The 12,259-nt window shown below is 47.6% G+C and carries 14 protein-coding genes and 1 pseudogene; 5 read left to right on the top strand and 10 right to left on the bottom strand.

Annotated elements, in window-relative coordinates; translation table 11 throughout:
• Positions 1–120 precede the first annotated feature (120 nt).
• Positions 121–1,794 carry an ISL3-like element ISAcma23 family transposase gene (locus tag AM1_RS27625; RefSeq protein WP_012166248.1) on the top strand — a complete coding sequence of 558 codons (1,674 nt, stop codon included), beginning with the start codon at positions 121–123 and terminating at the stop codon, positions 1,792–1,794.
• A gap of 55 nt (positions 1,795–1,849) precedes the next feature.
• Here the strand turns inward: AM1_RS27625 and AM1_RS27620 are convergent, their stop codons facing one another.
• From AM1_RS27620 to AM1_RS27595, 6 genes are all read right to left on the bottom strand, one after another.
• On the bottom strand, positions 1,850–2,716 hold the full coding sequence (locus AM1_RS27620; protein WP_012166247.1) for an SDR family oxidoreductase: 867 nt from the start codon (positions 2,714–2,716) through the stop codon (positions 1,850–1,852).
• Between the two features lie 38 nt (positions 2,717–2,754).
• Positions 2,755–3,495 carry a hypothetical protein gene (locus tag AM1_RS42390; protein WP_012166246.1) on the bottom strand — a complete coding sequence of 247 codons (741 nt, stop codon included), beginning with the start codon at positions 3,493–3,495 and terminating at the stop codon, positions 2,755–2,757.
• Positions 3,495–4,352, bottom strand: coding sequence for an alpha/beta fold hydrolase (locus AM1_RS27610; protein WP_041660648.1), 858 nt, complete (start codon positions 4,350–4,352; stop codon positions 3,495–3,497). The genes AM1_RS42390 and AM1_RS27610 overlap by 1 nt, the downstream gene beginning before the upstream one ends.
• Positions 4,349–4,834, bottom strand: a complete 486-nt coding sequence (locus AM1_RS27605; protein ID WP_083776777.1) for an SRPBCC family protein — start codon at positions 4,832–4,834, stop codon at positions 4,349–4,351. Before AM1_RS27605 ends, AM1_RS27610 begins: the two co-directional genes overlap by 4 nt.
• A gap of 105 nt (positions 4,835–4,939) precedes the next feature.
• Positions 4,940–5,503, bottom strand: coding sequence for a TetR/AcrR family transcriptional regulator (locus tag AM1_RS27600; RefSeq protein WP_012166242.1), 564 nt, complete (start codon positions 5,501–5,503; stop codon positions 4,940–4,942).
• Positions 5,504–5,866: 363 nt separating this feature from the next.
• Entirely contained in the window at positions 5,867–6,391 is a 525-nt protein-coding gene (locus tag AM1_RS27595) for a TetR/AcrR family transcriptional regulator (RefSeq protein WP_012166241.1), read from the bottom strand.
• 106 nt (positions 6,392–6,497) lie between these two features.
• Between AM1_RS27595 and AM1_RS27590 the strand changes: the two genes are divergently transcribed.
• From AM1_RS27590 to AM1_RS27580, 3 genes are all read left to right on the top strand, one after another.
• Complete coding sequence (locus tag AM1_RS27590) at positions 6,498–7,130, top strand: hypothetical protein (protein ID WP_012166240.1); 633 nt, start codon at positions 6,498–6,500, stop codon at positions 7,128–7,130.
• Positions 7,131–7,186: 56 nt separating this feature from the next.
• The gene (locus tag AM1_RS27585) at positions 7,187–7,750 is read left to right on the top strand and encodes a hypothetical protein (RefSeq protein WP_012166239.1); all 564 of its coding nucleotides are present in this window, start codon (positions 7,187–7,189) and stop codon (positions 7,748–7,750) included.
• A gap of 115 nt (positions 7,751–7,865) precedes the next feature.
• Positions 7,866–8,957, top strand: coding sequence for a saccharopine dehydrogenase family protein (locus AM1_RS27580; RefSeq protein WP_012166238.1), 1,092 nt, complete (start codon positions 7,866–7,868; stop codon positions 8,955–8,957).
• Here the strand turns inward: AM1_RS27580 and AM1_RS43350 are convergent.
• The 4 genes and pseudogenes from AM1_RS43350 to AM1_RS27565 all read right to left on the bottom strand — a co-directional run.
• Positions 8,957–9,118 (bottom strand): annotated as a pseudogene (locus tag AM1_RS43350) (adenylate kinase); the annotation flags it as partial. The gene AM1_RS27580 and the pseudogene AM1_RS43350 overlap by 1 nt on opposite strands.
• Positions 9,119–9,220: 102 nt before the next feature.
• Positions 9,221–9,721, bottom strand: coding sequence for an anthrone oxygenase family protein (locus AM1_RS27575; protein ID WP_012166237.1), 501 nt, complete (start codon positions 9,719–9,721; stop codon positions 9,221–9,223).
• 67 nt (positions 9,722–9,788) lie between these two features.
• Positions 9,789–10,280, bottom strand: coding sequence for an anthrone oxygenase family protein (locus tag AM1_RS27570; protein WP_012166236.1), 492 nt, complete (start codon positions 10,278–10,280; stop codon positions 9,789–9,791).
• Positions 10,281–10,404: 124 nt separating this feature from the next.
• Complete coding sequence (locus AM1_RS27565; RefSeq protein ID WP_012166235.1) at positions 10,405–11,028, bottom strand: NAD(P)-dependent oxidoreductase; 624 nt, start codon at positions 11,026–11,028, stop codon at positions 10,405–10,407.
• A 165-nt stretch (positions 11,029–11,193) separates the two neighbouring features.
• On the opposite strand from AM1_RS27565, the gene AM1_RS27560 reads away from it, so the two are divergent.
• A complete protein-coding gene (locus AM1_RS27560; protein WP_148215845.1) occupies positions 11,194–12,060 on the top strand; it encodes an AraC family transcriptional regulator in 867 nt (288 codons plus the stop codon).
• The last annotated feature ends 199 nt before the right edge of the window (positions 12,061–12,259 follow it).

The following is a 12,259-nucleotide window of genomic DNA, read 5'->3' as shown; positions in this document are numbered from 1 at the left end:
GTGCATTTTCTCAAGCATCACCAAAAGTGGACTAGATCCTAACCTCGGGCTCTTGTCCTCTTTTGGTGATGCCAACTATGCGGTAGAGGATAGAGGAGTAAACCCTTGCCAGGTCTGGTTATGGAACTCTTCCAACAATTCCTTCCGTGCCAAGACACCCTTCACTTGGACAGTTGGGATCTTGACTCCACAAACCATCAGATGACCTTCCATGTTTCTTCAACTCAAGCTTTGGCTTGTTGCCCAGTCTGCCATCAAACATCACACCGGGTTCACAGTCGCTATGAGCGGACCTTGAGAGATCTTCCCTGTGTGGAATTCTGTCTGACTATTCTGCTTCAAGTTTGCAAGTTCTTCTGTTCCAATAAAACTTGTAAGCGTCGCATTTTTACTGAGCGACTACCCCAGGTCGCGGTTCCTTGGGCTCGGAGGACAGTTCGCTTTGCAGAACACCTTAGTTCGATTGGCTTGGCCCTTGGTGGTGCAGCTGCAGCCCGGCTGAGTTATCAAATCAATTATGGAAGTAGTCGCAATACTATGTTGAGAGCCCTCTTCAAGCTTCCACTTCCCTCAGTGACAACGCCCAAAATATTAGGGGTGGATGATTTTGCACTTCGCAGAGGCCATGAATATGGCACCATTCTTGTGGACCTTGAAAAGCATCAACCTATTGTCTTGTTAACAGATCGCAAAGCAGACACGTTAGCAGATTGGTTGAACGAGCACCCTGGTGTCGAAGTCATTTCTCGTGATCGCTCCAAGGCATATAAATCAGGAGCAAGTGAAGGGGCACCTGATGCATTGCAGGTTGCAGACCGCTTTCATCTACTCCAGAACCTTGAAGAAATTCTAGAAAACGTGTTTAGCTCTCATTCCCAAGTAATCAAGACAGTCGAGTACACCCTGCTGAAAGCTACACTTGCTGAGCATCAAGACACAGAAGCAATGAGCCAGCCTGTGGTGAAACCTCAAGTTGATCCTAATTCTCGTAAGGCTCAAAATCGGGCTCGAAGATTGGAAAAATACGAGCAGACTCATGCTTTACGCAAGCAAGGTTACCTGATCAAAGATATTGCTCATCATCTGGGGATTGGCAAACGCACTGTGTATACCTACCTAGCTGCTGATACATTTCAAGAGTATAAAACCCATCCCCGACGAGGATGGAGTGGTCTTAACCCTTACAAAGCCTACCTGCTTGAACAATGGAATAAAGGTCGTCAGAATTCCAAACAATTATTAGCAGAGATTCAGCAGCAGGGCTTCAAGGGCAGTTATACGATGGTCGTTCGCTACACTCACAAATTGCGTCAGTCTCTACCCCCGCAGCCTCCACGAGATTCCCTCAATGAGCTACCAGGAAGAGGACCTGTTCCTGAGGCTCAAGAGCTCATCCAAAAGCCTTTGACAGTTCAGAGGGCGGCTTGGTTGGTGATGCGCAAGGTGGAAAATCTAACGGAAGAGGATGAGACAATTTTGGAACAGCTGAGTAGTCAACCTGAACTCTCAAAAGCCATTGATCTGGCTCAAAGCTTGCTCTTCATCGTCAGGAAGAGATTACCTCAACATCTAGACCCGTGGTTGGACAGAGCTAAAAATAGTGCACTGAAACCTTTTCAGAGTTTTGCGAAAGGGCTCCTAGACGACTACGAAGCGGTCAAAGCTGCCCTAACACTGGAAGTGAGTAATGGCCAGGTTGAAGGACAAAATAATCGATTGAAAATGGTGAAGCGCCAAATGTATGGGAGGGCTGGTCTCGACCTTTTGAATAAACGCTTGGTGCTTATGAGCTGAAGTAGTTGCTGCTTATAGCTTTGCGTGCATTTTCTCAAGCATCACCAAAAGTGGACTAGATCCGAACATTGGCAGCAAATGGCATGATTGGTTGCACAATGCTTTGACCTATTCCTGCGAACCACGCAGGAATAGGTAACGTCCGTACGTTACGATCTATTTTTTTGGCAAGAAGTTCAGCCACTTCTGCCCAAGTGATCCATTCTGGTCCACCTGCCTCAATAATTCGATTCAAAGCATTTTGATGGCCTACAGTACCAGCCATCATCTGTGCAACATCACGAGTTGAAATAAATACAGAACCTTGCTGACTACCTCCTGGAGCCAGCAATATCCCATGTTTAACTACGAAGTCACCCGTTATTGATTGCCACACCCTCATAAAGTTATACGGACGGCGCGTAGTGGCATGTGGATCAGGCCCAATGAGCTGACGTGCGCCCGACATCACTAACCAGACATCCATAAAAGCAGGGTTTCTGATAATTGTTGAGGCTATTGAGGAGGATTGTAGCCGTTGCTCTATCAGTCGTTTGCCTGCAAGCTCAGGTACAGTTTGTTCCATGGGATGTTTTGGAACAGATGACTGAACGAATTGTTGAACACCCGCTTCTTCAGCCGCTGCAATCAAATTTTCGTAGCCGCTGTCGTTAATGCGCTTTACTGAAAGGGTTTTTCCTGATGGGATGATGCTGTTGGCACTTGAAACAATAATGTCAACGTCAGTGACAGCACGGCGAAGGCTGGCAGGATCAGACAGATCACCGAGCACGTATTGAAGATCTCCGGTAGCACCGTGAATGCTGGTCCCTTCTCGACGCACCATAACCCTCACTGGGCGTCCTTTTTGTAGAAGTAATTTTGCAACCTGCGAACCAACATGGCCTGTTGCACCTACGATCAAAACACGTCCATCCGACATAGCGGATCTCCTTTCAATAAGATATTTTTTTGCAGTCGTTATAATGCTGGCTTTTTGCTGCCTAAGTGCTCTGTACGGAGTGCAGCATAGGCTCCCAAAATGTTGAGCATTAGAAATATCGGAACAACTAGCGAGGGAGCAAGCACCATTGGAAAGGCAAGCATGATTTCCGCAGTCGGTGGTGCTGAAAAGATCTGGAATTTTCCTGGCAACCCCGTCTGTATGGCCAACTCGCCCGGAAGAATGATGATGAGTAGTCCAATGACATGCCATAGGGCAAGGGCATCAACCGAGATCCGATGGGATTTCGCAAGTCGGTAAATAAACACACCACTCATCCCAAATGCTGCATCCGTCAGGCCAACCGCTAACTCTACATGTACTGGGAAATGTCCCGTAGTTGTTTTTAGCAATGTCCCTAAAGCAAGTATTCGTAGGGCTTGAATGCCAACCCACCAATGCGAAGGAACAGCTAATGCAACATCCTGAACACTAATGCGTGTGAATGGAAGTGCGAGCAAAATAAGTCCCACAATGATGAATGGAATAAAGGGCAACCAAAGACCAGGCATTAGAGATAGAAAAGCAGAAGTTGCATAAACGCCACTAGTCGATAGATATGTGCTGAGACCACCCCACAGCGATAGTGATGAAATGACAATGATGCCAGTTGACCCAGTATGAGGTGATCTCATCCTTCGCTTCGTATGACTCGCAGCCGTCAAGAGGAATAAGCTCTGAGCAATAAATAGAAAAGGAATGCTAGAAAATTCAATCATTATCCTTCTCCCTCGCCTAGCTCTGAAACCAAATGCTCCAGTTCAGTTGCTAACGCCTCCGCAGCTTCGATATGAGGGGCATGGCCAACCCCATTTAGGATGATCAATTTGCTGTTTGGACTAGCTGCAGCAGCAGCTTCGGAAGAAGCAAGTAGAACAATCTGATCTTTACTGCCATGAATAAATCGGCTGGGCACTAAAACTTTGGGGAGAGTATTGGTAATGTGATCAACCTTACGCCTCAACATTCCAGCTCTTACATGAGTGGGTACCACCATATTGGTCGCAATAATGAAGGTAAAAGTTGAAGGGTCAGTTGACTTAGCTGTTACTTGCTCTCCAACAGCAATCGTGGCTGCAACGTTTGTGGCAAGATCGTTGGACAGCATTCCAACCGCTTTCTCTGCGAAGGCAGAGCCAACGTATCCCGGTTCAATCCCTAGCTGATGTGCAGCACCGAGGTAAACAATCCCAGATACATTTTGATCACCATATTTAGCAAGATAATCGCCAAGGATAACGCCACCAATAGACCAGGCAACTATAATTGGCCGTTTTAGTTTGCATTTGCTGATAACTGCTTTTATGTCATCAGCATATAGATCTCCGTTAGTGTAGGGTTCAATACCTTCAGGTTTAGCAGAGTTGCCATGTCCACGATTATCGAAGGTAGTCAAATTAAATTGAAGCGATAGTCGACCTGCAATTTGTTGCCACCAAGCGAGATGACTTTGCGAAAAAGCATGAATAAACAGGATTGGGAAACCGTTGGCTTTACCCCATTGTTGGACAGCAATTTTGACGTCGCCACCGCCCAAGACCATTCGTTTATTGCGAGGTTCGGGAAGTTTAATCATTGTCCTGCCTTTGAGATATAAGATGCACCCGAATTTGAAGTAACAAATTCAGCCAGTCCAGAAAGAACACGTCTGCCAAGTTTGTGCATTTCTCGCTGCATCATGAGTGCATCCATGAGGCGACCAATAACGCCAAATTTCGGCACATATTCCATTTCCATAAACGCGACGGACGTTGCTCCCGTGTTCGATCTAACCCCAAGCCTGGCTTGAGCTGTCCTCAGTGGCATTGTCCCGTCGTAAATATCGACGGTGTAAGACTCTCCTTCTTTCCAATGAGTTACACGTTCAAGAACGTGATTCTTACCATCGCTTAAATCACATCGCCGATGGGCACCAACTCCTTTGGCAACGCTCCCGTCGAGGATAAAAGAATTTGCAACACCAGGATTGAATTTGTAAATCTCGCCATAGTTTGCAAGTACATTCCAGACATCTGACGTAGGCGCAGGTATCTGAACTTCAACATAAACTTTGCCCATGATGGAAACTCCGTTAGATTTGTGGTTTAACTGTTCGACATCAGAATGATTCGATATCAAAACTCCTAATTAGAGAATGATTGTTCTCTAATTAGCCAAAAAAAATTATAAGATTGCGATCGCAGAATCAATATAATTTTCGATCAGGGTCTTTTCTGCACGCGCATGGGCCAATACAAAAAGACCTTGTAATACACCCGTAAGATAATCTGCTAGCATAACAGCCCGGTCCGATTGAATGCCTGCACGTTTCAAGGCATCATAAAAAATCTTCGACATGGATTTTAAGTGAGCATTAACTTGGTCCTTGACTTCAGGTATCCGAAGTATTTCATCGGAAGCAGTGTTGGCCATGAAGCAACCCGTGCTACCCGCGTCTGAAATTGCGAGCAGACCGAGATTCTTCAGCGCCCTTATGATGTCGTCAATGGTAATCGCTTCCTGTTCAATACCAGAAAGAATTGACTTGAAAACAGTCTGACGATACAGACGTAATGATGCGATAAACAAAGCCTCTTTGTCACCAAAGACGGTGTAAAGACTTTTACGACTCACACCACTTGCCAACACTAGATCTTCATAGCTTGTTTCTGCAAACCCTTTTTTCCAGAACACATGCATCACTGCATCAAGTGCTTCATCAGGTTCAAATTCGCGAGGTCGTGGCAAAAAGCTATTACCTTCATATTAGAGAATGATCGTTCTCTAATTATATGGAAAGCAAAGGTAGGTGTCAAATGACTGGTCTCTAAATCTAGCTCTCCTTGAACTCATGTCACACTGAGCTACTTAGTAAATATAGATTCTTAACCGAAGGTGGGGTATTGCAATGATTTGTGTAAGAAAGGGTCATGTTGTCACTAAAGCCTTATATGTCAGTATTTTCAGAATGTGATCTGCTTGATTTTCTTAGATATAGGAGATCATTTTCGGTATATCTGGCAGTTCGACTCAATCGTTATTTGCGGCTAAGGAGCGACCTGGCAGCATACCTGCGATATACCGCTTAATAATTGCCTCTTGCTGCTTAGGTTAAAGATGCTCCGTCTGAATCAGAGAGTCTATAGCAACACCATTCACAAGGGCAAGCAAAGCATTCGCCTCCACCTTAGGCAATAGATCTTCCCGAAGAAGGCCAGCGCTCTGAAGAACCTCTAACTCCTGAATAATAACCGCCCGCAGCTCAGCCGCACTCTGCTGATGCTCCTTCAGTAGTCCATCTCTGCCAACTGAATAGCCCAAATAGGCGACCCACACCCGCAGGATTTCCTGCCGTTCTTGATCCAAGGGTAAAAAAGACAACAGCATTGCTTTCAACCGATCAACCCCTGAAACATTCTCTATCGCCAACTGCATCATCATCTGCAAGCGGTCTGAGACCTGGTGTAGGGCAAACAGAATCAGCTCCTGCTTATTTCGGAAGTAGTGAGTGACTACCCCCGTCGTGCAATTCATTTCCTGTGCGATCGCCCGCATACTGGCACGGTCTAACCCCTCCCGGACAATGACGCGCCAAGCGGCCTCAGAGACTTCAAGACGACGATCCTGCTGAGACATAAACGTTAACCACAAAGAAGTACAGAAGAATATCTAACAACTCAGTTGACAGATATCATAACAGTCATTATGTTAGTTACATAACAACTGTTATGAGGTTGCGAATATGCAAGGTCCAATTCAAGCCTCAATAGAATTCGAGCCACAAGAGGATCAGCATGGTCCATTGCCCCGCCCTGGTCTCAGCGGGCAACTGGATCGCTTCATTGGTCCTGGTGCGACTGCTGCTGAAATGGTTCTTCAGTTTGTTCCTGCTGTTACGGCAGCGATCGCGGCCCCAGCCTATGCGATGACGTTGCCAATTGAATGGTCGCCACTACAGCTGGGACTCATTTCAGTTTTGGGTTTCGACTTTGTTGGAGGTGTTCTGACGAACGCGACGGCTGCCGCCAAGCGTTGGTATCACCGGCCCAGTCAAGGATGGCAACAGCATCTGAGTTTTGTGGTCCTGCATATGGTCCATGTCGGTCTTGTGGCGCTGCTCTTTCGGGGTGGTGATTGGTATTTCCTTGTCAGTGTCTCCGGTTATCTGCTGGGGGCATCAGCGTTGATCCTGAGCTGTCCGCTTTATCTCCAGCGGCCTGTCGCTCTGGGCCTTTATGTTGTGGCGCTGCTATGCGATCGCTACTGCCTCGCTGCTACTCCTGGTTTGGAGTGGTTTCTACCCCTGCTTTTCCTGAAGCTGTTGGTTAGTCACCTACTTCATGAAACACCCTATCGGCCTGGGGAAAAGCTGTAAGCCACTTGCTTTTTGTTGATTTCGAGTTCTTTTTTCTAAAGTATGAGGATATCACCATGACTACTATCATTTCGTCTAACCACCAACCTGCTCAATTCTCAAAAACGGTCCAGTACGGTGCGCCTGCTCTGTTAGCGCTTTCGTCGGTTTTACTCACTAGCTTGGTGCCAGGGGGACTGATTGAAACCCGCAGTTTTGCCCACATTAATCCCATTGTTTTAGGGAGCTTTAATACCTTTCTAACCGCTCTAAGTCTGTTGAGCTTGTTGTTGATTTACTTTGTCTGGCAACGTCAGCGCTGGGCTTATGCAGCATCAGCGATTGCTGGTCTGTCTTATTTTCTGGTGTATGTACTTGATTTAGGTCGCCTGTTCCCGGTGTCCCCTGACGCAATGCCTTCAGCTCTATTCATAATTGAAGTCCTCGGAACCATTGTTTCGTTGCCTTTAATGATCGTTTCAGTGCAAGGGTTACGGCTCAGTAGAGAGCTGTCGATTCCTAGCCCTCAGGTTGGCACCCACTCCTTTACTCGGGTCAAGCAGTTTACCGCTGCACTTGTCATCGCGCTCCTGGGGCTTGGCATTATCACCTTTGCCACTCGCTCTGCAATGGGGCTGTAGAGCGAGTGGTCTGGCTGCTAGGGAGGATCCTTCAGTATCAAGATCGGTTGTCTTAGATCCTTGCTAGCTCGATGGCAGAGCTTGAGGTCCAGTTGATTTCGGAGGAAGCATAGACATGATGATTGAGGATGGAATTTTAATTGCGGGTGGCTATGGCGTCGTTGGACAACAAATTGCAAATCTCATTCGACAGCGTCACCCTGATCTACCACTGATTATCGCTGGGCGAACGTTAGGCAAGGCCGACTCACTAGCCCAAAGGTTAGGCAAGGCCAGTAGCTTCCAATTGGATGTTGAGCAACCTAATCCTTTGCAGGGTATAAGACCCCGAGCGATTGTTGCGGCGGTGAATGACTCCCATGATTACCTTTTGAGGGATGTGGTTCACAGTGGCATACCCTATCTGGATATCACCCGTTGGTCAGCGCAATTCAGAAATACGATCGCACAGCTCTCAGTCGAAGAATTAAAGGTCCCGGTTCTCCTCTCATCAGGATGGATGGGTGGTGTGGCCGCAGCAATCTCTGTTGCGGCGACTCGGTCCTTACATCAGGTGGACCGCATTGACATTAGCGTTCTGTTCTCAACCAAAGATAAATCCGGCCCCAACTCCGTTGAGTATATGGATCGATTAGCAACACCGTTCGAGGTCACGATTGATAGTAAACAACGAGAAGTTCTGCCCTATACAGATCCTCGCTCCGTCACGTTTCCGAAGGGTTACACTACTAAGGTGTATCGTTTCGACACCCCAGATTTGCTCACGCTGCCCAGTACGATAGGGGCCAAAACAGTTGCTACTCGAATCGCTTTCGATGATGCGTTCTCCACCAACCTCCTTCGTGTCCTGACCCGTTCTGGAATTTGGAAATTGATCAGTGGTGCTCGCTTTACGCCGTTGCGGCAATCGCTCCTCTACAATCCTGGCAGCGGGGCCAGCCACGAGATTGTGATTACTGCCTCTGGGACTGCTGGAGACGGTAATCCAACAATAGTTAATGCCACTATCGTCGATCCCCAAGGGCAAACTCACTTGACGGCGTTGGGTGCCTTGGTGCATTTGGAACGCTTGCTGGGTTGGGATGGTGCCCCGCCTCCTGCTCCTGGCATTGTTTATCCCGATACTGCGCCCCAGGTTGATAGTGCCCTTCGGGTATTGAGTGATTTTGGCGTTGCTGTATCCATCAAATCTGTTCCTTCGCTTTGATCATGAGCCGCTTTGTACTCCGCATGGGGAACTTCTTCGCCACCCGGTGTGTACTTGAGCAAGTCCAAAGCAATTAAGGGTAGGCCGGTGAATTGAGCGAGGCGTTTGCTGAGAGTTGATTTACCACCACCAGCATTGCCGAATACAGCAACTTTCTGCATCTTACGTTCCTCAATAGAGAGCATTTGTGATGAGGTGGGGGAGAACAGCTTTGTCTGATCGCTGCCCGTCCCCATTGGGCTGAGCGCTTCACAGGCTAATGACTACTGCAACTGGGCTATCAAGATACATGCAACCAAGAAGCAAATTGCAGCTCCTCCGGTAGTAATAGCTCGGATATAATTCCACAGCACCCAACGCGATACATAGGTATCTTTCCAATAGGTCGCCGCTTCCGTACCAGAATATTCCATTGCATCAAGCCGGTTGTTCATAGGAATGTTGAACCCATAGGAGATGACCAGTACACCAAAGACATAGAGCGCACTACCAATCATCACCCAGATCATTGCAGGGCCAGTGATATTCCAGTAAGCATAGCCAGCTAGGACAATGGCAAAAGGAGCCATTCCCCATAGCAGAAAGATATAGATTGATCTCCACACCTCGCGATTAATGATTTGCATGACCTCAATTCCAGCTTCAACCTTGGCTAGATAAAGCGATCGCATCAAGAAGTCCGAAAACGTGAGAAAGAAACCAGAAACTAGCCCACAGCAAATGACAGCGACTTCTAATGTCAAGAAAAATATATGCTCCGTCATGTTAATTTCTTTCCTTTTACAAGATAGAAACAGAATTGGTTCTGAGTTGTTATTTCCAAACAGAGAACTATAACTGTGGCGCTCTAAGCGCTAGCGTTAATGAAGCCGTCGCAGCCAGTGCAGCAGCAGTGCGAACGTGATTCCAGAAGGTCCAGTTAGTTAGGTAGCGGCTCCAAAGACCAATGGCGTCAGGATTATGTGGCTCGACAATCGCCAAGGCATCATTCATCGGCACATTGAACCGCATGGTGACCAAAATCGTGCCGAGGAGGTACAATAGACTCCCCACGAGGAGGTAGACAGACCCCGGTTTCTGCCACTGGAACAGTGAGGAAGCAGCTAGAAACAGGCAAGTGGCCGCCGTGCCCAAAAATGCAAGCATAAACCAGGGATTAATCACCGTGATGTTGATAGCTTGCATCACCGCAATTCCCTCAGACGGTGGTCGTTGCCCCAGGGCCAGCATCACAAACGTTGAGAAGGCAAAGAACATTCCTGCTACGAGTCCACAGCCTAGAACTGAGAACAGCTTCACCGAAAACAGAAGTTGGTTAGACATAGCGATGAAATCTCCTATTGATTAATTTAGATCGGTGAGAGAGAGCATTTTAGTCCCCCTAAATTTTCCAAGTGGGGGACTTTGAATACTTGATACCTCTGGCAAGGACAGACCAGAAAAGCAGTCAGTACGATAAACCGGGTGTCTGGTGCAAATAAGTATCGTCTGACAACTGCTTTAGCATGAAGTCAGCAACATCCGCCCTCGAAATTTTGAGCGTTATTCCCCTCTCATTACCCGGAAAACCATGCTGGTAGGCACCCGTTCGGCCTTCATCGGTGAAAGCGGCTGGACGAACGATGGTCCAATCCAGTCGGCTTTGCCGAACGAAAGCTTCCTGAAAAACGTGGTCGGCATAGGCTGGACGCAGCAGCAGTCCAAACATGATGTATTTCCAGAAAAAATCGAGATTGCCCCGGCTGTCCCCAACCCCGATTGTGGATTGGCAAACAAACCGCTGTACTGAAGCGTTCTCCATCGCTTTGACAATATTGCGGGTGCCTTCTGAGCGAATCTTTCCATTGCGACCGGCCCCAATTGAACACAGGACAGCTTCTTGGCCTTGCACCGCCTGTTCGACTGCTGGGGCATCCATCACATCCCCCTGAAAAAACTTGAGATGGGGATGCTGAATATCTAGCTTTTCGGGATTTCGAGCGAAGGCTGTGACCTGGTGCCCCTGCTCCAGCGCTTGGTCAACCACCTGGCGACCGACGCTTCCTGTGGCTCCAAAGATAAGTAGTTGCATAATCGTGCTCTCCTAAGAAATGACAGTCTCAGCTTAGGAAAACGGTCTAGGCTCAGCTATTGGATTCTTGCTCACCTGTAACAATCTTGCGGTCAGTTTCTAAGTTAAAGTGAGACCACCCATTTCTTTAACCTAGTTGGGATTCAGCAGCACTAGGTTGGCACTATGGAAAATCCTGCTATGCCAGAAGTTGACGCCCATACATCGTTCCCTTCATCTAGTTCAGGCAACGATATTCTTCGAGTCGAAACGCTCCAATATGCGCCAGGGGAAGCAAGTTGCCATTTTGAAGAAACGCACACGATCTTTATGCCCCTTGCTTCCCGTCCAATCCATTATTTACAAGCTCAAGATGACAAGACCTACACAGGACTCTACCGGAAGGGAGATATCCTGATCACACCAGCCAAAATCCCCCTATTTGTTCGGTGGGAGGGTGAAGAAAATTGCTTGCAGATTCAGCTTACAACCCAGTTTTTGCAAAGTGTTGCCCGAGAAACCCTAGAGCAGAACAGCGATCTCATCGAACTTATCCCCACATTTCATGTGCGCGATGCTCAGATGGAAGCGATCGCCATGATGCTCCACACGGAGTTTCAGCAAGACACCTCGGGCAATAGGCTGTACTTGGATTCTTTAGCGAACATTTTGGCCGTGAATTTACTGCGGCACCACGCAACCAAAAGACCACAGCTACCCATCTATGAAGGCGGCTTGCCCCCGAGACAACTTCAGCAGGTTTTGGACTACATCGACGCCCATTTAGATTGCGAGATTAAGCTGGCAGATTTAGCTCAAATACTGGATATGAGCCCTTTCCATTTCAGCCGCTTATTCAAGCTATCCACGGGTAAATCTCCACACCAATACCTAATTCAGCAGCGCATTGAGCATGCTAAGCAGCTATTGAAACAAACAGATCGACGCATCATCGATATAGCCTACGAATGTGGATTTAATAGTCATAGCCATCTAAGCAAGCAGTTTCGACAAATGATGGGAGTGACACCAAAAGTCTACAGAATGGGATAGTTGAGATATTGTGCCCTGGATTTCTCACCAGCCCTAGCTTAGAATGCCGATAGCCTTCTCTCTGCATGGCTTACAGGGAGTTCTTTAAACAACACACTGTATTTTGGTTGCGCATCGGTGTCGTTGAAATCTAACGTCCGCAATCACCGGGCCGCAGCGAGTAGTTGTCCATTTGAAACGTCGGCTTCGCGACTCCGAT

The organism is Acaryochloris marina MBIC11017 (assembly GCF_000018105.1).
In the GTDB taxonomy this organism is placed as follows: domain Bacteria; phylum Cyanobacteriota; class Cyanobacteriia; order Thermosynechococcales; family Thermosynechococcaceae; genus Acaryochloris; species Acaryochloris marina.
Note: the sequence above shows the minus strand (reverse complement) of the source record. Positions and strands in the feature narration are given on the sequence as shown.

Excerpts from the sequence above, each read along its gene's own strand:
- AM1_RS27595 (WP_012166241.1), bottom strand. The coding sequence starts at position 6,391 with ATGTCTCAGCAGGATCGTCGTCTTGAAGTCTCTGAGGCCGCTTGGCGC.
- AM1_RS27610 (WP_041660648.1), bottom strand. The coding sequence starts at position 4,352 with ATGATTAAACTTCCCGAACCTCGCAATAAACGAATGGTCTTGGGCGGT.
- AM1_RS42390 (WP_012166246.1), bottom strand. The coding sequence starts at position 3,495 with ATGATTGAATTTTCTAGCATTCCTTTTCTATTTATTGCTCAGAGCTTA.
- AM1_RS27560 (WP_148215845.1), top strand. The coding sequence starts at position 11,194 with ATGGAAAATCCTGCTATGCCAGAAGTTGACGCCCATACATCGTTCCCT.
- AM1_RS27605 (WP_083776777.1), bottom strand. The coding sequence starts at position 4,834 with ATGGGCAAAGTTTATGTTGAAGTTCAGATACCTGCGCCTACGTCAGAT.
- AM1_RS27565 (WP_012166235.1), bottom strand. The coding sequence starts at position 11,028 with ATGCAACTACTTATCTTTGGAGCCACAGGAAGCGTCGGTCGCCAGGTG.
- AM1_RS27580 (WP_012166238.1), top strand. The coding sequence starts at position 7,866 with ATGATGATTGAGGATGGAATTTTAATTGCGGGTGGCTATGGCGTCGTT.
- AM1_RS27570 (WP_012166236.1), bottom strand. The coding sequence starts at position 10,280 with ATGTCTAACCAACTTCTGTTTTCGGTGAAGCTGTTCTCAGTTCTAGGC.
- AM1_RS27590 (WP_012166240.1), top strand. The coding sequence starts at position 6,498 with ATGCAAGGTCCAATTCAAGCCTCAATAGAATTCGAGCCACAAGAGGAT.
- AM1_RS27585 (WP_012166239.1), top strand. The coding sequence starts at position 7,187 with ATGACTACTATCATTTCGTCTAACCACCAACCTGCTCAATTCTCAAAA.
- AM1_RS27575 (WP_012166237.1), bottom strand. The coding sequence starts at position 9,721 with ATGACGGAGCATATATTTTTCTTGACATTAGAAGTCGCTGTCATTTGC.
- AM1_RS27620 (WP_012166247.1), bottom strand. The coding sequence starts at position 2,716 with ATGTCGGATGGACGTGTTTTGATCGTAGGTGCAACAGGCCATGTTGGT.
- AM1_RS27625 (WP_012166248.1), top strand. The coding sequence starts at position 121 with ATGGAACTCTTCCAACAATTCCTTCCGTGCCAAGACACCCTTCACTTG.